Raw genomic sequence first — 18,339 nt, 5'->3', positions numbered from 1 at the left:
GGTGACACAACCGCATCGGCGCGATACCAATGGCATTGCAAGCCATCGGCTTTCCGCGTGTCCGCGGCTATCGTTAACGCTGGCCAAGACCCCTATAGACGGAAGCATTCGCTCTATGTACGACCCCCTTGGGTTGTCGATCGGGACCACGAACCTGGTCGCTGCGCGCGACGGAAACCCCCCGGTTTCACGTCGTGCGGTACTGACGCTGTACCCGCACTGCGCACCGAAAATTGGTCTGCCCGACGAAGACCCGAACCCGACCGAACCCGGCATGCGGCTGGGCGGCTTTGTCGAGCGCATCGGCGACTCGGTAGCGCTGGTCTCGGGCGACGGCTCCGCTCACGACCCGGAACTGCTGATGGTCGAAGCGCTGGATGCGATGGTGCTGGCCGCGGGTTCGGACGCGGGTTCCTCGGAGATCTCGATCGCCGTGCCGTCGTACTGGAAACCCGGTACCACACAGGCATTGCGCAACGGATTGCGAACACATCTGGGGTTCGTTCGAAGTGGCATGGCGCCGCGCCTGGTTTCGGATGCGATCGCCTCGCTGACCGCGGCGAACGCGGAGCTGTGCCTCGCGGCAACCGGAGTCGTTGGATTGCTTGATTTCGGCGGCTCAGGTACTTCTGCCACGCTGGTCGACCTCGCGGGCGATTTCAAACCGCTCAGCGCCACAATGCGTTACGCGGATTTCTCCGGCGACGAGATCGACCAGGCATTGTTGCTCTGCGTCTTCGAGGAGCTGGGACACGGCAGCGGTATCGATCCGGCCAGCACCGCCGCGGTCGGGCAACTCGCGCGGCTGCGGGAGCAGTGCCGCACCGCCAAAGAACAGCTATCCACGGAAAAGGCAACAGAATTCGCCGCCGAGCTCGGCGGACGCCGCGCCACCATGAAATTCACTCGTGACGAGCTGGGCGACCTGATACAGGACCGGTTAACCGGCTTCATCTACGCCTTCGACGACTTGCTGTCCCGGCACCGTAAGGGTTGGTGCGACCTTGCCGCGGTGGTCACCGTCGGCGGCGGTGCCAGCATTCCGCTTGTCAACGAACGCCTTTCGGTACACAGCCGTAGACCGGTCGTGTCGCCATCGCAACCCGCATCCGCCGCCGCTGCCGGCGCGCTGCTGCTGGCCTCCCGTGGCGAAGACGTCGACATCCGCACCCGCACGTCCATCAGCGTGCTCGCCGCGTCGTCGGGAAGCGACGTCATCGAACTTCCCGCCGGTGACCTGCTGGTGATCGACGAGGAAGCACTCACCGATCGCGAGCTGGCCTGGTCGCAAACCGAATACCCCGGCGACATCCGGGTGCCTTACACCCCCGAGGCCTTCGACGAAGACAATCCCGCCGGCTGGTCGATGCGCCTGAACGTGATCGACCCACCCCGGGCACGGGCGTGGCGGAGTGTGCGGCTGTCACAGTTGGTGGTCGGGATGTGCGCACTGATCGCCATGACGGCGATCGGCGGCGTGGCGTACACGTTGACGGGCATAGAAAGCCACCAGGCTCCTCCGGTGCCCTCCGTCGCACCCATCCCGCTGCCGCCGGTCAGCTCCCTGGTGCCCAGCCCCGTCCCGCCGCCTCCTACGGCCGTCCCGCCGCCGCCCACCGCGGCGCCGGTTCCCAGCTCGGAACCCCCGCCCCCGCCTCCGCCGCCTGAACCGCCGCCGCCACCGCCACCACCGCCACCACCGGTCGTGGTGGCCCCGGAGCCGCCGCCGGTCGTCACGCATCCGCGTCCGCGCCCGCCGCAGACGACGCAGCCGCCGGCGCCGGTGATGACCACGCCGACCACGCCGCCACCGCCGCCACCGCCGCCACCCACGACGCCTCCGCCGCCGCCGACCACGTCGACGCAAACGCCGATGACCACGCAGTGGATCCACGTTCCGCTGCTGCCGGTGCCGATCCCGATCCAAGTGCCAGCCAGTCAGGCACCCGCGAACCCGGCGCCGCAGTATCCCCAGCAATATCCCGGGCAGTATCCGGGCTACGGCGGTGGGTATCCCGGCGGCGGTTACTCCCAGAACCCGTTTCTGGGCCCCGGCTATTAGGGGAGATGTTCGGCTCGGAGCAAACTTCGTGGCGGATCACCGCGCGCGGGCGCACACTGGTCAGTAACGCTACGAGCTGCAAGGAGGCCACGTGGGCGAGCACGGAGGGTTCGGATTTGATCCCGAGGACCTCGATCGGGTGATCAGGGAGGGCAGCGAGGGACTGCGCGACGTCTTCGAGCGGCTCGGCAGGTTCGCGGTCACTCCGGGGACCCGGGCGGGTTGGTCGACGCTCTTCGACGACCTGTCACGGCGGCCCCGTTCCGCCCCGGAGACCGCCGGCGAGGCCGGCGACGGCGTGTGGGCGATCTACACCGTGGACGCTGCGGGTGGGGCTCAGGTCGAACAGGTGTATGCCAGCGAGCTCGACGCGCTGCGGGCCAACAAGAACAATGTCGATCCGAAGCGCAAGGTGCGCTTTCTGCCCTACGGCATTGCGGTCGGCGTCCTCGACGATGATTCGGAAGAACAGGCGTAATCCGCCGATCGCCGTGCGTTCCCTCTAGCAGGGAATCCGCCTAGGGTTTCAGACGTGACGCCAGCATCGTTGCTGTGCCAGGTATGCGGCACGGAGCCGCGTCAGGGCGCGCGGTTCTGCGATGCCTGCGGCGCCCCACTGGCGCCCGACGTCGAGCGGGCCGAATACAAGCAGGTGACCGTACTCTTCGCGGACGTGGTGCGCTCGATGGACATCGCCGCGTCGTTGGGCCCCGAGCGGCTGCGCGAGGTGATGACCGAGCTTGTCAATGAGTCGGCAACCGTGGTCCAGCGTTACGGCGGCACCGTCGACAAGTTCACCGGCGACGGCATCATGGCGCTTTTCGGCGCACCGATCACGTTGGAGGATCACGCGTTTCGCGCGTGCCTGGCGGCGCTGGACATCCAGGAGGTGGTCCGCCAACTGGCGGTCGAGGTGGGCCGCCGGGACGGGATCGACCTGCGGTTGCGGGTCGGACTGAATTCCGGGCGGGTGATCGCCGGCGATCTCGGGGCGACTCACCTCGGGTACACCGCGGTGGGCGAACAGGTGGGCATGGCCCAGCGGATGGAGACGGTGGCGCCGCCCGGCGGTGTGATGCTCAGCGAATCGACCGCACGGCTCGTCGAGGACCGGGCCGTGCTGGGCGAGCCCGAGACCGTGCACATCAAGGGTTTCGCCACCACCGTGCCGGCGCGGCGCCTGCTGGCCGCCGACGGTGAACGCCGCAAGCCGCGCCGGCAGTCCCGGCTCGTCGGGCGGCAGCGGGAGAAGGACGCCGTCGCCGAATTGCTGGACCAAGCCAGCCGCGGTGCGGGAACCGTGATCACCGTGACCGGCCGTCCGGGCGTGGGAAAGACCCGCCTGGTCCGTGAATCGCTGGCCACCGCGCGCAGCGCCGGGTTCGAGGTGTCCGTCACCTACTGCGAATCCCATACCCGCGCCATTCCCTTCCACGTGATCTCCCGGCTGTTGCGCGCGGTGTTCGGCCTCGGCGGTCTCACGCTCGAGGTGGCACGCGCACGGGTGCGCGCCGAAATCCCCGGCGCGGGTGCCGAGGACCTGGTGCTGCTCGACGACCTGCTGGGCATCCGCGACCCCGATGTGCCCTGCCCGGACATCACCCCGGACGCCCGGCGTCGCCGGCTGGTCGACCTGATCAACACCATTTCGCTGGCGCGGCCCGAGGCCGCGCTCTACGTCATCGACGATGCCCAGTGGATCGACAACGTGAGCGAATCGCTGCTCGTCGACTTCGCCGGGGCGATACCCGGAATGCGGGCGACGCTGCTCGTCGCCTATCGGCCCGAATACTCGGGGCCGCTGGCACGGATCCCGGGCGCCCAGCTGTTCGCCCTTGAGCCACTGTGTGATTCGCACATCGCCGAATTGATCGACGAGCTGCTGGGGGCCGACCCTTCGGTTGCCGGATTGTCGACAGTGATCGCCGACCGGGCGGCCGGCCTGCCGTTCGCCGCCGAGGAGATCGTGCGCGACCTTGCCGAGCGGGGCGAGCTCGAGGGCGCGCCCGGCGCCTACGCATGTGTGCGCGAAGTACGCGAAATCCACGTTCCGGCCAGCCTGCAGGGCATCATCGGGGCGCGCATCGATCGGCTCAATGCCACAGCGAAGCGCACCCTGAACGCCGCAGCCGTCATCGGCGCGCAGTTCGACACCGAATTGCTGAAATGTCTGCTGGGCGCTGTCGACGTGGCGCCACTGGTGCAGGCGGCACTGGTCGAACAGGTCGGCTTCACACCACACGCGACGTACGCCTTCTGCCATCCGCTTATTCAGGCGGTGGCGTACGAATCCCAATTGAAGGCCGGCAGAGCGGAATTGCACCGCCGGGTGGCGGCGGTGTTGCAGCGCACCTACGGCGAGTTCACCGGCCAGGAGGCCTCGATCGTCGCCACCCAGTACGCGGCGGCCGGGGATTTGCGTGAGGCCTACGACTGGTACATGCAGGCCGGAACTTGGTATGGCGGACGGGATATCCGCGCGGCCCGGGCCAGTTGGCAACAGGCCGAGCGATTCGCCGACCGGCTCCCCGACGATCACTCGGACCGGCTGGCCATGCGCATCGCGCCGCGAGCCCTGCTGTGCGGCAGCGTGTTTCAGGTGGGCGGCACGCCCGACGAGACTGGATTCGACGAATTACGCGCTCTGACCACGCAGGCAGGCGACAAGAGGTCATTGGCGGTCGGCATGGCGGGCCACCTCACCACGCTGACGTTCAACTCCCAGCATCGGGAGGCGGCCGCCATGGCGATGGAGTTCGCCACGCTCGTTGAGTCGATCGGCGACCCGGCAATGACCGCCGGGCTGTTCTACGCCGCCGCCCAGGCCAAGTGGGAGGTCGGCGAGGCGACCGAATGCCTGCAGCTGGCGCAACGGATTATCGACGTCGCACACGGCGATCCCACCATGGGCAACTTCGTGATCGGCTCCCCGCTGGCCTGGGCGATCACGTTAAAGGGCGCAGCCGGAATGTTTTTGGGACGGCCCGGCTGGCGACAGGACCTCGAGGAGGGCATCGCGATGGCCCGGTCGTTCGACCCGACCACCCACCCGTTCGCGCAGCTGTACAAATACGCGGCCGCTGTGCAGAACGGCGGGGTGCTGCCCAACGCCGACGACGTGGCGCAGACGGCCGAGTCACTGGAAATCGCGCGACGGTCGGGTGACAACGCCGCGCTGGCGTACGCGCTGGTGAATCGGGCCACCGCACTGATCCACCGCGACGACGAAAGCGCGGGGGTGGGCTTCGAATATCTGGCCAAGGCGCGCGAGATGCTCGTCGACGAGAAGCTGATCGTCGCGATTCGTCGAATGACCGACGTCGAAATCGCTCGTGGGCGTGCCCGATCCGGTGATCTTGACGGCGCGATCGACCTGGTTTCTCGGGTTCTCAACGCGCAGTTCAAAGCCGGGACGATGATGTTCCGGGCGCCCGCCACCACCGCGCTTGTCGAAACACTGCTAGCGCGCGGCGGCCCCGGCGATGTCGAGGCAGCCGAACGCGCGATCGACAGACTCGAGGACGTCCCGACCGAGCCCGGATTCGTGTTGCACGAGATCCCGGTGCTGCGGCTGCGGGCGCTGCTGGCCCGAGTCCGTGGCGACGAGTCCGGCTATCGGCAGTTCCTGCAAGGATTTCGGGCCAGGGCGCAAGACGTCCAATTCGAGGGCTATCTGGCGCAGGCCGAAGCGATGGACGCCGACTGACGCACCTCAGCCCTGCGTGACGACGTTGTCGACCCCGGACTTGGAGATCTTCGGCGCACCGGAGTGATACGTCACCTGGTTGTTGAGGCCGGATGCATCGATGGTGTCGACGGCATCGACGGTGACCGAGTTCTTCATGCCGGATACCGTCAGGCTCGCGCAGTGGCCGGTGAGCACGATCGTGTTGGAAATCCCGCTGACGGTGACCGCGTTGTCGTTGCAGGCAATCGTCTGGTTCTCGCTGATGCCCGACACGTCGATCGGCGCGCCCTGCGGCGGCAGCGGCAGCGTCGATGGACCAGAACTGGGGATCGGACTGGTTGACGACCTCGGGGTGCGCGTGATTGTCCGCGGCGACGTCGTCACCGGCGTAGTGGTCACGCCGGAGGAGTTGATGATCGACCGAACACCGGAAAGTTGGTGTGCGGCAAAGGCTGCGATGCCTCCTGCAAGAACCAGCACGCCGATGACGATGATCGTTCCCAGGATCCACCACATGCGGTTGCCCGAGGGAGGTTTGGGTGCGGGTCCGGCGTACGGGCCGCCGTAGCCGTACATGGGCGGTGGCGGTGGTGGGACTGCGCCCGGTGGCGGCGGCGGGTAGCCATGACCGCCCTGCGGAGCGTCGCCCATTTCGGACGCGCGCGCGGCATCGGCAAGCGGGCGCTCGAGATCCCGGATCCGTTTTTCCGGGTCGTCCTGCGATTCCATGGACAGATGCTCCCACTGCACGGCGTCTAATGGGTAGTTTCAGCACCGTGCCCGACATGCCGAATCGCCAGATCCTGTTGCGTCGCCGCCCGACCGGGCTGGTCCAGCCCGATGACACCGAGCTGATCACCCGGCCGGCACCCGAGCCCGCCGACGGCGAAGCGCTGGTCCGAACCACTTACGTCGGGCTCGACGCGGCGGTCCGGACCTGGCTGAACGACCAGCCGGGCTACCTTCCGCCGGTGCAGCTCGGCGAGGTGATCCGGGCGGCCGGGATCGGCGAAGTCGTCGCGTCGCGGTGCGACGCCTACGCCGTCGGCGACGTGATCACCACGCTGACCGGGTTCCAGGAGTACGTGATCATCCGCGATGACCTGTTCAGCACACCCATCCCGGGTGAGGACGACCAGCTGGCGATCATGTCGGTCTACGGCCCGACCGGTGCCACCGCCTACTTCGGCATGACCGACATCGGTAAACCGCAGGCGGGTGAGACGGTGGTGGTCTCGGCGGCGGCGGGCGCCACCGGATCGGTGGCCGGGCAGATCGCCAAGATCGCCGGTGCTCGGGTGGTAGGCATCGCGGGCGGGCCGGAGAAATGCCGGGCGGTGGTCGAGGACTTCGGTTTCGACGCGTGCATCGACTACAAAAACGACGACCTGCCGGCCGCACTCAAACAGCACTGCCCCAAGCGGGTCGACGTCTACTTCGACAACGTCGGCGGACCAATCCTCAATGCGGTGCTGGGCCGCCTGGCCACCAACGCACGCGTCGTGCTCTGCGGCGTGATCTCCAGCTACCTCACCGGGGAGCACCCGGGTCCGGCCAATTACGTGAACCTGCTGTCGAAGACCGCGATGATGCAGGGATTCAACTCGCTCGATCAGTGGGGCCGCTTCGACGAAGCCTTCGCCGCGCTACGTCGGTGGGAGGCCGAGGGCGGGCTCCAGCACCGGCAAACGATTTTCGATGGCATCGAGTCGTGCGTCGACGCCCTCAATGGGTTGTTCACCGGGGCCAACATCGGCAAGACATTGGTCAAGCTCAGCGAGCCCGGGCCCGCCTAGGACTGTCCTTTTGCCCACCTCCGAGCGACAAATGCGCCGGGTGCCTATTGGCACGGCTTGTCGCTCGGAGGCGGGCGCAAAGTGTGCCCCGCGGGCCTTCGGCTAGTCCTCGCCGAGAACTCGGTGCAGCGTCTTCTTGGCCTCGCGCAGGGCGTCCAGCACCTTGGTCCGCGCCTCGGCGAGCTGTTGCTTCTGCTCGTCGGTGCCGGTCCAGGTGATCGTGCGCGCCAGACCGGCGATCTCGAACAGTTCCCGGCGGATCTTGAAGACGTCGCCGAACTGACCCGCGCGCGCCAGGAAAGCGTGTGCGGTCTCGCTGCTGACACCCCGCCAGGCCAGCAGGTTGTTGCCGAGCTCGGTCAGGGTTGCCACGCCGTTGTCGACCGTCACCACGCCGCGGCCGGCGAGCAGGCCGATGGCCAGCTCCGCGATTTCCTGCGGGGGAGTTATCGCGCCGTCGGTCGCATCAGACACCCGCTGGACAACCTGCGCGGCGTCGGCCGGACCGTCGAGCAGCAGCGCCGCGGTGACAAAGGCCGCGCGCTTGAGCGGAGGCCGACCGCCCGGACCGAACCCGCCGCCGAAACCGGGACCGCCGGGCCCACCATGACCCCAGCCGTGATTGCCCCAACCGCCGCCGCCGCCGAAACCGCCGCCGAAACCGCCGCCGCCGCCGAAGCCGCCGCCGAAACCGCCGGGGCCGCCGAACCCGGGACCACCGCCGGGACCACCGAAACCACCGAAGCCACCAAAGAATCCGTCACCAGACATCCTTGTCGTTCCTTTCCTATCGGATCATGAAGTCCACATCGGACCATCAAGCTCCTTGATACCACTGACTCCGGCAATGTCAACTAAGTTGATGGTTCGGTGCGGTGAACGACTCGGCGCATGCCAGCATGTGGAGCATGAGTCAATCCGACGACGAGCCTTTGGGGTTCCTGTTGTACCGAGTGATGGCGTCGTTGCGGCCCCAGGTCGCCGCGGAGCTGAAACCGCTGGGGGTCGGCCTGCCGGAATTCGTGTGCATGCGGATCCTCGCCAAGCATCCGGGGCTCACCAGCGCGGAGTTGGCTCGCGGTACCAACGTCTCCGCGCAGGCGATGAACCAAGTACTGCATGCGCTCGAGGACCGCGGTGCACTGAGCCGGGTGACCTCGGCTCCCGCCGGACGGGCGATGCCGGCCCGGCTGACGCGGCGCGGCAAGGCTTTGCTGAAGCGCGCGGACACCGCCGTAGAGGTGGCCGACCAACGGATCTTGACCCGACTCACCGCCGAGCAGCAAAGCCAGCTCAAACAACTCCTTTATGCTGCGGGAACCCCGTAGCCGAAAGGTTGAGATGGATCGTCGCCGGATGATGATGCTGGCGGGATTCGGTGCGCTCACCGCGGTCATTCCCTCTGCGACGTCGGGCGCCGCGCCGGCGCGCCCGGCCGGGGCGTACCTGTTTCACGATGAGTTCGATGGCCCGGCCGGGTCGGCTCCCGATCCGTCGAAATGGGTTGTGGCGAGCCACCGTACGCCGATCAATAACCCGACCGGATTCGACCGGCCCGAGTTCTTCGGGCAGTACCGCGACAGCCGCCAAAACGTATTCGTCGACGGCAAATCCAATCTCGTGCTGCGCGCCACCCGAGATGGCGGCAGCTACTTCGGCGGTTTGGTGAGTGGTACCTGGCGGGGAGCAATCGGGACCACTTGGGAAGCGCGCATCAAACTCAACTGCCTGACCGCCGGTTGCTGGCCGGCCTGGTGGTTGTCCAATGACGACCCCGGCCGCAGCGGTGAAGTCGACCTGATGGAGTGGTACGGCAACGGGCAGTGGCCCTCGGGCACCACCGTGCACGCCAACCCGGACGGCACGGCATTCGAGACCCGCCCCATCGCGGTCGACGGCGCTTGGCATAACTGGCGAGTGACCTGGAATCCGGGCGGCATGTACTTCTGGGAAGACTATGCCGAGGGCGCCGAACCGTACTTCAGCGTTCCGGCCACCGGCATCGAGGACCTCCACGACCAGATCCGGATGTGGCCGTTCAACGACGTCGGCTACACGTTGTTCCCGATGCTGAACCTCGCGGTCGGCGGTTCGGGAGGCGGCGACCCCGCGTCGGGCGCCTACCCGGCGGAAATGCTGGTCGACTGGGTGCGGGTCTTCTGATGCCCCAGGGTGCAGGATGCGCGCTATCCCGGCGCATGGTTGTATAACACCGTTTGCGGGAGTTGGTCCGGGGGAACCGTGCCGAGTCGGAAACTCCGGCTTTTAGCGATGGGTGGTAGTTGCATATGGATCGTCGCAGCATGTTGTTGACGACCGGGCTCGGCATGCTGGCAGCGGCGGCGTCGATGCCCCTCCCGGAAGCCGCGGCGCGCCCGGGATCGCCGGAGGCGCCGCCGTCGGCCGGGGGTGGCGGCCCGTACATCTTTGCCGACGAGTTCGACGGTCCGGCCGGCTCTCCTCCCGACCCGGGCAAGTGGACGATCCAGACTTGGCAGGACGACGTCTATCCGCCGGTCGAGGGCATCTACCGGGACGACCGCCAAAACGTGTTCCAGGACGGCCACTCCAACCTCGTCCTGTGTGCCACCCACGATTTGCTGAGCAACACCTACTACACCGGCAAGCTGCGCGGCAACTTCCGCAGCATGATCAACCAGACCTGGGAAGCGAAGATCAAACTAGACTGCCTGTTCCCCGGCCTGTGGCCCTCGTTCTGGGGTGTCAACGAAGACCCGCTGCCTGACGGTGAGGTCGACATCTTCGAGTGGTACGGCAACGGCGCCTGGGCGCCGGGTACCACGGTGCACGCGGCATCCAATGGCAAAACCTGGGAAGGCAAATCGATCCCCGGCCTGGTCGACGGCGGCTGGCACACCTGGCGAATGCATTGGGGTGTAGAGGGATTTGAGTTCTCGCGGGACGGCTCCGAGTACTTCAAGGTTGGCAACAAACCCATTCACGTCGCCGGCGGCGCTCCCGACGATTTCCGGTGGCCGTTCAACAATCCCGGCTACTGGATGACGCCGATGTTCACTCTTGCCGTGGGCGGCGTCGGTGCCGGAGACCCCGCCGCGGGCGTCTTCCCGGCGTCCATGCTGATCGACTACCTCCGCGTCTGGTGATCACCGCGTCGCTTTGAACACCTGAACCAGGTTGAACTGCCAGCGTTCGACCAGCCGGAAGCCCAGGTCGTGCGGAACCGCGAAGGCCGGTGTCGCGCCGTAGCGCGGGCCGGGCGGCAGCGCCGAACCCTGCTCGTGGGCGGGCATCGACTCGTCGGCTTGGGTGATGATCCAAACCACGTGGCAATCGCCGAGCGGCGTGGCGACGACTTCCGGGATGAGGTTGGTGTCGAAGACTTCCCGGCGGTCCGCTGCCCGTTGCCACAGGGTGAGGTCGATCAGCTTCCGGTAGGCGTCGGGGCGCGCCGCCAGCAACGGCCGCATCGGCGCGGGCATAAACGTCACAGTGTCGTTAATCAGCAGGCAATCACCCGGTGCTGCCTTCGCGGAGACCAGATCCGCCACCTGGCTGTAGTCCATCCCGTACTTGGCATACGGATTGTGTTGCACTCGAAGGTAATTGGGTGCCGCAGCGACAGCGAAAAGAGCAATGAGGGCTGCCGCCACCCACGGTCTGGCCGCCAGTGCGCCGATACAGATGCCTAGGACCAGTGCCATAGCGGGCGCGGTGAAGCACAAGTAACGCGGCGTGTAGATCGGGTGAACCAGCGCCGACCACACCACGATCACGGCGGTCGGTATCAGTAGCCAGGCGACCGCCACGGTCAACAGTTGCCGATCTGCCGCAACGAGTTTCGTGGATGTCCAACGCCACACGGCAATGGCGGCCACGATCACCAGCGCCGACAAAACCGCGAACGGTGGGCTGCGCTCGAAGTATTGCTGAACCGTCACATCCTCGATCGTTCGGTGCCCAATCGGCGCGACCCAACTGATCTGATGCACTTGCCCCGCGGCCACGACCAAGAACGGCGCCACGGCGCAACCCGCCAGAACCGATGTGATGACGAAGGAGGTTACGATCATTCGCCTGCGCAGGAAGGCGCAGACAAAAGCGAAGTGGACCAGCACCAGCAGCACGAGATACACGTCGAGCACAATCGAAACTGCTTGGGCAACACCATAAGCCAGCCAGACCCAGGCCTTGCCGTGACGCGTGGCGTAGACGAACAGTACGGTCAGCCACACCGCGGCCATCATCGAAACGGCGTACGGGCGAGCTTCGATGCCGGCCCATGTCGAGCGCGGCAAGACCGCGCAGATGACCCCGGCGGCCACCGCTACGGTGCGAGACGAAAACTGGTTGCCCAGCACCACGACTCCGGCCGTGGCACCTCCGACGGCCAGACCGCTTGGCGCACGGGACCAGAACTCGGTAGGCGGAAAGATCTGGAACCAGCCGTGCATCAGCAGGTAGTACAGGCCGTGGACGGCGTCGACGTTGCCCAACATCTGCCACAGCTGGCCAAGGGACCGACTGTATGCGGCCGAGATGGTCGCGGCCTCGTCGTACCAGAAGGAGGGACGCCCGGCGCCGCCAAGACTTATCGCGACAGCGAACACCGCAACGATCAGCGGGTCCAGCACGCGACGCCGTGACACCCCGTTATGGTGCCAGAAGCAAGCCCGGGCTCCGCCGGGCGCATCGGCTAGTTGGTCAGGTACAGGTAATACAGCCCGTCGGCGTGTTCGCGGCAGTCCCAATGGGTGTACAAGTGATCGTTCTGGGCGAGCTCGACTTGCGGACCGTCGGCTTGGCACGCGTCCAGGGTCGAGTAGACGCCCTCGACCTGAATTTCATCAGCGTTGGCCACGCCCACCGCGGTGGTCATCACCCCGCCCAGGGCCAGCAAGCCGGCCGCGATAACCCTGATCATGCCGATCTCCCCCGTCGTATCGGTCGGTTGCGAGGCGAACTATATCGATCTGACGTTGCCGCCGGGCGGCAAGTGGGCACGCCCCGCCAGAGCCATCGTTCGAACGTATGATCGAACAATGGGTGAGCTCGCTTCGATCGGGTACAACGGCCAGCCGGTCCGCAGCCCGTTTCGAGTGGTGCGCCCGCCGATCGCGGTGCTGGTCGACCTGACCATGCTTTTCCCGCGCGAGCCGCATCGCTCGGGCCGGTATCAGCCCAACGGTCTGCAGCTGCACAAAGTCGTCGAGGGGCGGCTCAGCTGCTGGGGTCTTTGCGAGCAGGGCGACTGGTGGGGACTGGTGACCTATCCAATCGTGTACGGGTCCAAGCAAAGAAGCGTGACGCACTGGATACCGGCGTGGACGCTGCACCGAAAGGGCTAGGCCTAAAGCCGGCGCCCTTGCACGTACGTGCCGGCGATGGACGTCTCGCGCGTGCGCATCAGCAACCCGAACAGGGTCTGGTCCCGGGCCATGGCCGGGTCGTCGGATCGCACGCCCTCGGTGATCACGGCCCGCAGCGCCGGGGTGCGGTTCGGGTCGATGACGACGAAGTCGGCCTCCTTGCCGACATCGAAATTGCCGAAACGCTCCTCCATATCGAGCGCGCGGGCACCGCCGAGCGTGCCGAGGAACAGCATCTCGGCCGGATGCATGGACACGGCCCCTTCGCCCGGTTCGGAGATGTGCACCTTGAAGGCCGTGGCGAGTACCTGAGGAATCGGCCACTCGTCTCCGCCGCCAAAATCCGTTCCGGCGGCGATGTTTACACCGGAAGCGACCGTTCGAAGCCATGGCATGGTGCCGGATCCGAGGAATTGTTGCGACACGGGGCAGTGCGCGATGGACGTGCCCGTCTCCGACATCCGACCGAGCTCTACGTCCTGGCAGTGCACCGCATGCGCCATGATGCTGCGCCGCCCCAGCATGCTCGGGCCGCCGACTTTTGAGCCGGGCAGGAATTTGCCGTCATAGGTGTCCAGGTACGAGTCGACCTGATAGGTCTGCTTGGTTTGGTCGACTTCGCCGGTGCCCGGGCGGTTGTTCTCGTTGAGGTGGGTGTGGAAGTAAACCCCGCGATCGCGCACTGAATCATACAGTTCGCCAAGCTTTTTCAGGGTCTCTGTGGTCACCGCGATGGCGAATCGCGGTACCAGCGCCACGTGCAACCGGGCGGTCTTCACATTGCCGGTGTCGGCCGCATGCCACTTGTTGATCTCTTCTCTGGCCAGCCGGATCGCGTCGTCTTCCGACGTCATCAACGGCTTGGCCGGCTGCGGTCCGACGGTCTGGATGCCGCGGCCGCTGACGATCCGCAGCCCGCGGCGCGCCGTCTCGGTGAACAAGGCGTCCTGGGCCTCGGGAAACGGGGATCCAAAGACCATGGCGGCCGTGGTTCCGCTCGCGATGCGCCGGTCGCAGAACTCGACCGCCGCCCGCCGCGCGAAGTTCGGATCGGCGAAGCGGGCTTCGGAGGGGTAGATGCAGTAGTTCAGCCATTCCAGCAGCTGCCCACCGTTGTACGAGTCGCCCGCAAAGGTCTGCGGGAAATGAACGTGGGTATCCACGAAGCCCGGGAGCAGAAACGCGGGCCGGTGATCGGTCACCGGCGTCGACCGATACTTGAGCGGGACGCCGGCGCGGTCACCGCAGAACGCGATCTTGCCGTCGTCCTCGACGACCAGCGCGCCTTCCGGGATTGACACCAATGCGTCGGCGGCTTCGGACACCAGCGGAGAGCCGGCAAGGTGAAAAATGTGCCCAAGGTGAATCCGAGCCACGTGATCTTCCCCTAGTGTTTCCCTCGACGGTCATGCCAATTTTGCTGGTACCCGACCGCTGTCCAGGCGGGCTCGATGAATGTGGTTGCGCTGCAGTTCACATACAACCACCTGGGGACGTTCGGCGACCGCCCGGACAGCGAGTGCTTCGCGCTCGGTGGCACGGCGACGATGTTAATGAGAGAGGATTGCTGCCCGTGGCAGGAAGCTGGAGCTCGCTGTTACCCACGCTCATTCCGCTGGCGCTCGTCACCGCCGTCTCTCCGCTGTCGATCATCCCGGCTGTCCTCGTGCTGCACGCGCCGCAGCCGCGGCCTGCTGGGCTGGCCTTCCTCGGCGGCTGGCTGTTCGGCCTGGTGGCGGAGACCGTGCTCTTCGTCGAAGGCTCCGGCGCGCTCGGCGATATGCACAATGCGCCACCGAAGTGGGCGTCCTGGCTGCGGGTGGTCCTCGGGTCCGCACTGATCCTGTTCGGCATTTACCGGTGGCTGACGCGGCACGGTCACACCGAGTCGCCGGCCTGGATGCGTTCCTTTTCCACCATGCGCCCCAGGCGCGCGGCCATCACCGGACTGGTGCTCACGGTGATCCGGCTCGAGGTACTTCTGATGTGCTTGGCGGGCGGCTTGGCCATCGGTACCAGCCACCTCGACGATGTCGACAAGCTGGTGGCCGGCATCTTCTTCGTCGCCGTGTCCGCGTCAACGGTCGCGATCCCCATCTTGGCCTACGTGGCCGCGGGTCATCGCCTCGACGATCTTCTGGAACGCGTCAAGACCTGGATGGAGAAGAACAACGCCGCGTTGCTGGCGGGAATCTTGGTGCTGATCGGTTTGATGGTGCTGCACAACGGAATTCGTTCCCTGTAGATCACTGGTAGCCCCCATCGGCCAGGCCGGCCTCCGCTTCGAGCCTGTTTGTCTTGCCAAAGAGCCTGTCGCGGAGGGCTTCCCAGAGGTAGGCGATGATCATGCGGGCGTGGCCTTTGGCGGCCCACTGCTGGGAATGCAGCTCCTCGTGGTGCAGCACGCGATCAAGCGAGAGGTTACTTTCCAAAGACCTGCCCGTGCGGTCGGTGTACCACGCATGCCCGGACTCGACGATTTGGCGGAGCCGTCGGGCTGGGCCGGCGGAGTCCTTGTCGTCAACCGAGACGTTGACCATGAAGATGTCACCCCACGCCGTGCCGCCCTGCTGGCTGAACAGCAGCTGGATCCAGTTGCCGCCGAGGCCCATCAGCATGCCGTTCGGGGTGGTGACCAGGCGCCCGCCATTGCGGTCGACGAACCCGACGTCCTGGTCGTAACTCCAGCTATTGGCGTTCTGGCGATCGATAATCCGCTGGACCTCGTCGGCGGTGTACGGCGTCTGGGGGAAGTCCGCGGGCGGCCGGCTCGGGCCGCCATAACCGGTGTCCGCGTTGAGGATGTAGGTCATCAGCGTCGCGCTGCGCGCCTGCTCGCCGGTGGTGCCCGGCGGAATGAGGAAGAACGACTTGGCATCCGGGTCGTTGATCTCTGCCATATTTTCCAGGACCCGAAAGCTCTGCGCGGTGATGCCATGGTGCGCGGCGATCGCGTCGGTGACTGCCGAAGGCACGCCCAGACGTTCGGCGTTGGCCAGCCACCGCTGGTGATAGTCCACTGCCGCCCGTCTGGTCATGGTGCGTCAATTCTTATCAGTCACATCTGATTACGTCACGCGCCTGCTGGAGTCGCCGCTAGCTCGGGCTAGGGTGTAGCGAATGAGCAGGGGGCCCTGGCAACGCGCGCGCGGTATCAAGCAGATCACCCGCGGTCTGGGCACCCTTGATCGCGAGTTGTTCACCGCGGTGGCCGAAACCCCCACCCCGTTGCTCGACACCGTGATGCCTCCGCTGACTCGGGCGGCCGACCATTCCAAGCTGTGGTTCGTCATCGCCGCCGGCCTGCTTGCGTCGCGCAAGCCCGCCGCGCAGCGCGGGGCGACCCGTGGCCTCGTCACGCTTGGTGTCACCAGCTTGTTCACCAACCAGATCGCCAAACGAATTCGGCCGCGCCCGCGCCCGCTCTACGACTCGGTGCCAGTAGTCAGAAGAGCCCACCGCCGCCCGGCGTCCAACTCGCTACCGTCGGGACACTCCGCCAGCGCCGCCGCCTTCGCTGTCGGCGTGGGTTTGGAGAATCCGCCGCTGGGCTTAGGGCTGGCGCTGCTGGCCGGTCTGGTCGGATTGTCGCGGGTGGCGACCGGCGCGCACTACCCCGGTGATGTCGTCGCGGGCTTGGGGATCGGCGCCGGGATCGCGGTCCTGGGCGGCCGGCTCGTCCCTCCGGTCGTGGAAACCGCTCTGCCGCAATCGGAACCGCTGCGCATCGAAACGCCGGAACGGCCCGACGGCTCCGGGGTGGTCCTGGTGGTCAACCCGGCATCGGGCAGCGGTAACGGCGCTCGGGTTGTCGATCAGGTCCGTGCCGAGCTGCCGCAGGCAGAGATCGTCGAACTCGGCCCCGACGATGACCCGGAGCAGGCGTTGCGCAGCGCCGCCGCCCGGGCCGAGGTGCTCGCGGTGGGTGGCGGCGACGGCACCGTGGCCGCGGCCGCGGCGGTGGCGGTCGAAGCGGGGCTCCCGCTTGCGGTCTTTCCCGCCGGAACGTTCAACCACTTCGCGAAGGACATCGGCTGCGACACCGTGGGCAAGACGGTGGAGGCGATCCGCCGCGGCAGTGTGGCCCGCGTTGATCTGGTGTGCCTCAACGAAACTCAGATAGTGATCAACACCGCCAGCATCGGTGCGTATCCGATGTTCGTGCGGCAGCGCGAAAAGCTCGAGAAACGCATCGGCAAGCCGCTGGCCGGCTTCTACGCAATGCTGCACACGTTGCGCAGCGGCCAACCCGTCCGCATCCGCTACGACAACAAGACCCTGCTGACGTCGCTGTTCTTTGTCGGCAACTCGGTGTATCTGCCGACCGGGTTCACCCCGTCTCGTCGTAGTCGCATGGATGACGGTCTGATCGATGTGCGCATTCTCGAAGCCGGTCGCCGGTTCACCACGGCCAGGATCCTGACCGCGCTGGCCCTTGGGCGACTGCAACGCAGCCCCCTCTACCACGAGCTGCAGGTGCCCGAATTCAGCTTCTCGGCTGTTGACGGACCCACGGTCATCGCCCATGACGGCGAGGTCGGCGACGAATACCGCGATGCGAGCTTTACCGCGAAATACCGGATTCTGTCGGTGTTCCGTCCGCTTCGGTGAGGGGCGGCGCTACGTGGCCGTCTGATCGGCCAAGCGGTCCAGCCACTCCGCCATCATCGCCTTTTCGCCCATCGTCAAGACGCCATTAGTGTTGCTGTGCAACGCCTCTCGCAATGCAACCGCCCGCCCGGGAAGGTCTGCAGGGGCTGGCTTCCGCGACCCGTCGGTCGCAATCGCGGCGATGGCGTTCTCCCGCGTGACGGCCGACAATTGCGGGTCGCGTTCCCCGGGTGGCACGCGAATCTGGCTCAGCACGTGGCCCACCGCCGCGGCATGCACGAATTCGACGGCACGTTTGACGCTCATCTTGAGCAGGCCGCGATCGCCGATGCGCGCGACCAGCCGCTGCAGGATCTCGATCGATTCGCGGGCCAGCACCGGCATCGTGCCGGGATGTGGCTGGACGTAGGCGAGGATGTAGCAATCGGGGTGGGTGAGGCCGAAACCGACGTGCAGGTCCCAGGAGTCGCGGAAGTCCTGCACGGGGTCGTCGGTGAGGGCGGCGCGCCGCTTGTCCTGTAAGTACTTCTGCAGCACGTACGCCGTCACGGCGTCCAACAGGCCCTGCTTGTCGCCGAATTGCCGATAGATCGTCGGCGGCTGCACGCCGGCCGCCGACGCAACGGCTCTGGTCGAGACCGCGTCGACGCCACCGGAGCCGAGCAGTCCGGCGGCGGCTTCCAGCACCTTCTCCGCCGCTTCGGCGCCGGTGTTCCGGGGCTTGTCACCACGCATGTTTCCAATGCTAACAAATTTCCGGTTGCAGTGGTTCGAATCGGTGATATCGTGTTTTGGGATATCACTGGTAACAATCGAACTTCGTAAAGGAACCGT

General features: G+C 66.4%; 17 protein-coding genes. 10 read left to right on the top strand and 7 right to left on the bottom strand.

Annotated elements, in window-relative coordinates; all coding sequences use genetic code 11:
* Positions 1-115: 115 nt before the first annotated feature.
* The 3 genes from ACTXG5_RS03700 (at position 116) to ACTXG5_RS03690 (ending at position 5,768) form a co-directional block, all read left to right on the top strand.
* Entirely contained in the window at positions 116-2,062 is a 1,947-nt protein-coding gene (locus ACTXG5_RS03700; protein WP_445162408.1) for an Hsp70 family protein, read from the top strand.
* Between the two features lie 91 nt (positions 2,063-2,153).
* Complete coding sequence (locus ACTXG5_RS03695; RefSeq protein WP_445162407.1) at positions 2,154-2,540, top strand: hypothetical protein; 387 nt, start codon at positions 2,154-2,156, stop codon at positions 2,538-2,540.
* A gap of 54 nt (positions 2,541-2,594) precedes the next feature.
* The gene (locus ACTXG5_RS03690; RefSeq protein ID WP_445162406.1) at positions 2,595-5,768 is read left to right on the top strand and encodes an adenylate/guanylate cyclase domain-containing protein; all 3,174 of its coding nucleotides are present in this window, start codon (positions 2,595-2,597) and stop codon (positions 5,766-5,768) included.
* A gap of 6 nt (positions 5,769-5,774) precedes the next feature.
* Here ACTXG5_RS03690 and ACTXG5_RS03685 read toward each other — a convergent pair whose 3' ends face one another.
* Complete coding sequence (locus ACTXG5_RS03685) at positions 5,775-6,479, bottom strand: DUF3060 domain-containing protein (protein WP_445162405.1); 705 nt, start codon at positions 6,477-6,479, stop codon at positions 5,775-5,777.
* Positions 6,480-6,526: 47 nt separating this feature from the next.
* Between ACTXG5_RS03685 and ACTXG5_RS03680 the strand changes: the two genes are divergently transcribed.
* On the top strand, positions 6,527-7,546 hold the full coding sequence (locus ACTXG5_RS03680) for an NADP-dependent oxidoreductase (protein WP_445164246.1): 1,020 nt from the start codon (positions 6,527-6,529) through the stop codon (positions 7,544-7,546).
* A 102-nt stretch (positions 7,547-7,648) separates the two neighbouring features.
* On the opposite strand, the gene ACTXG5_RS03675 is transcribed toward ACTXG5_RS03680, so the two are convergent.
* The gene (locus tag ACTXG5_RS03675) at positions 7,649-8,317 is read right to left on the bottom strand and encodes a hypothetical protein (protein WP_445162404.1); all 669 of its coding nucleotides are present in this window, start codon (positions 8,315-8,317) and stop codon (positions 7,649-7,651) included.
* 137 nt (positions 8,318-8,454) lie between these two features.
* Here ACTXG5_RS03675 and ACTXG5_RS03670 point away from each other — a divergent pair, with 137 nt between their 5' ends.
* The 3 genes from ACTXG5_RS03670 (at position 8,455) to ACTXG5_RS03660 (ending at position 10,671) form a co-directional block, all read left to right on the top strand.
* Positions 8,455-8,874 (top strand): MarR family winged helix-turn-helix transcriptional regulator, encoded by a 420-nt coding sequence (locus tag ACTXG5_RS03670; RefSeq protein WP_445162403.1) that lies wholly within the window; start codon positions 8,455-8,457, stop codon positions 8,872-8,874.
* Positions 8,855-9,709 carry a glycoside hydrolase family 16 protein gene (locus ACTXG5_RS03665; protein ID WP_445162402.1) on the top strand — a complete coding sequence of 285 codons (855 nt, stop codon included), beginning with the start codon at positions 8,855-8,857 and terminating at the stop codon, positions 9,707-9,709. Before ACTXG5_RS03670 ends, ACTXG5_RS03665 begins: the two co-directional genes overlap by 20 nt.
* Positions 9,710-9,834: 125 nt before the next feature.
* On the top strand, positions 9,835-10,671 hold the full coding sequence (locus tag ACTXG5_RS03660; RefSeq protein ID WP_445162401.1) for a glycoside hydrolase family 16 protein: 837 nt from the start codon (positions 9,835-9,837) through the stop codon (positions 10,669-10,671).
* On the opposite strand, the gene ACTXG5_RS03655 is transcribed toward ACTXG5_RS03660, so the two are convergent.
* Together ACTXG5_RS03655 and ACTXG5_RS03650 are read right to left on the bottom strand one after the other, a co-directional pair.
* Entirely contained in the window at positions 10,672-12,174 is a 1,503-nt protein-coding gene (locus ACTXG5_RS03655) for a glycosyltransferase family 39 protein (protein WP_445162400.1), read from the bottom strand.
* A 47-nt stretch (positions 12,175-12,221) separates the two neighbouring features.
* Complete coding sequence (locus ACTXG5_RS03650) at positions 12,222-12,449, bottom strand: hypothetical protein (protein ID WP_445162399.1); 228 nt, start codon at positions 12,447-12,449, stop codon at positions 12,222-12,224.
* A 118-nt stretch (positions 12,450-12,567) separates the two neighbouring features.
* On the opposite strand from ACTXG5_RS03650, the gene ACTXG5_RS03645 reads away from it, so the two are divergent.
* Positions 12,568-12,873 carry a hypothetical protein gene (locus tag ACTXG5_RS03645; RefSeq protein ID WP_445162398.1) on the top strand — a complete coding sequence of 102 codons (306 nt, stop codon included), beginning with the start codon at positions 12,568-12,570 and terminating at the stop codon, positions 12,871-12,873.
* Between the two features lie 2 nt (positions 12,874-12,875).
* On the opposite strand, the gene ACTXG5_RS03640 is transcribed toward ACTXG5_RS03645, so the two are convergent.
* Positions 12,876-14,270 (bottom strand): amidohydrolase family protein, encoded by a 1,395-nt coding sequence (locus ACTXG5_RS03640; RefSeq protein WP_445162397.1) that lies wholly within the window; start codon positions 14,268-14,270, stop codon positions 12,876-12,878.
* A gap of 197 nt (positions 14,271-14,467) precedes the next feature.
* Between ACTXG5_RS03640 and ACTXG5_RS03635 the strand changes: the two genes are divergently transcribed.
* Entirely contained in the window at positions 14,468-15,139 is a 672-nt protein-coding gene (locus tag ACTXG5_RS03635; RefSeq protein WP_445162396.1) for a GAP family protein, read from the top strand.
* A 1-nt stretch (position 15,140) separates the two neighbouring features.
* Here ACTXG5_RS03635 and ACTXG5_RS03630 read toward each other — a convergent pair whose 3' ends face one another.
* Positions 15,141-15,932, bottom strand: coding sequence for a hypothetical protein (locus ACTXG5_RS03630; protein WP_445162395.1), 792 nt, complete (start codon positions 15,930-15,932; stop codon positions 15,141-15,143).
* Between the two features lie 82 nt (positions 15,933-16,014).
* Here ACTXG5_RS03630 and ACTXG5_RS03625 point away from each other — a divergent pair, with 82 nt between their 5' ends.
* Positions 16,015-17,505: a bifunctional phosphatase PAP2/diacylglycerol kinase family protein gene (locus ACTXG5_RS03625; protein WP_445162394.1), complete on the top strand. Its 1,491-nt coding sequence runs from the start codon at positions 16,015-16,017 to the stop codon at positions 17,503-17,505.
* Between the two features lie 9 nt (positions 17,506-17,514).
* Here ACTXG5_RS03625 and ACTXG5_RS03620 read toward each other — a convergent pair whose 3' ends face one another.
* Positions 17,515-18,240: a TetR/AcrR family transcriptional regulator gene (locus ACTXG5_RS03620; RefSeq protein ID WP_445162393.1), complete on the bottom strand. Its 726-nt coding sequence runs from the start codon at positions 18,238-18,240 to the stop codon at positions 17,515-17,517.
* Between the last annotated feature and the right edge of the window lie 99 nt (positions 18,241-18,339).

This window comes from Mycobacterium sp. Dal123C01 (assembly GCF_052566995.1).
The sequence above is the reverse complement of the archived record's forward strand: the minus strand, read 5'-3'. Positions and strand labels throughout refer to the sequence as shown.

Bases quoted from the DNA above. Each gene is read 5' to 3' on its own strand.
- ACTXG5_RS03630 (WP_445162395.1), bottom strand. From the start codon at position 15,932: ATGACCAGACGGGCGGCAGTGGACTATCACCAGCGGTGGCTGGCCAAC.
- ACTXG5_RS03685 (WP_445162405.1), bottom strand. From the start codon at position 6,479: ATGGAATCGCAGGACGACCCGGAAAAACGGATCCGGGATCTCGAGCGC.
- ACTXG5_RS03675 (WP_445162404.1), bottom strand. From the start codon at position 8,317: ATGTCTGGTGACGGATTCTTTGGTGGCTTCGGTGGTTTCGGTGGTCCC.
- ACTXG5_RS03625 (WP_445162394.1), top strand. From the start codon at position 16,015: ATGAGCAGGGGGCCCTGGCAACGCGCGCGCGGTATCAAGCAGATCACC.
- ACTXG5_RS03670 (WP_445162403.1), top strand. From the start codon at position 8,455: ATGAGTCAATCCGACGACGAGCCTTTGGGGTTCCTGTTGTACCGAGTG.
- ACTXG5_RS03660 (WP_445162401.1), top strand. From the start codon at position 9,835: ATGGATCGTCGCAGCATGTTGTTGACGACCGGGCTCGGCATGCTGGCA.
- ACTXG5_RS03665 (WP_445162402.1), top strand. From the start codon at position 8,855: ATGCTGCGGGAACCCCGTAGCCGAAAGGTTGAGATGGATCGTCGCCGG.
- ACTXG5_RS03650 (WP_445162399.1), bottom strand. From the start codon at position 12,449: ATGATCAGGGTTATCGCGGCCGGCTTGCTGGCCCTGGGCGGGGTGATG.
- ACTXG5_RS03700 (WP_445162408.1), top strand. From the start codon at position 116: ATGTACGACCCCCTTGGGTTGTCGATCGGGACCACGAACCTGGTCGCT.
- ACTXG5_RS03645 (WP_445162398.1), top strand. From the start codon at position 12,568: ATGGGTGAGCTCGCTTCGATCGGGTACAACGGCCAGCCGGTCCGCAGC.
- ACTXG5_RS03620 (WP_445162393.1), bottom strand. From the start codon at position 18,240: ATGCGTGGTGACAAGCCCCGGAACACCGGCGCCGAAGCGGCGGAGAAG.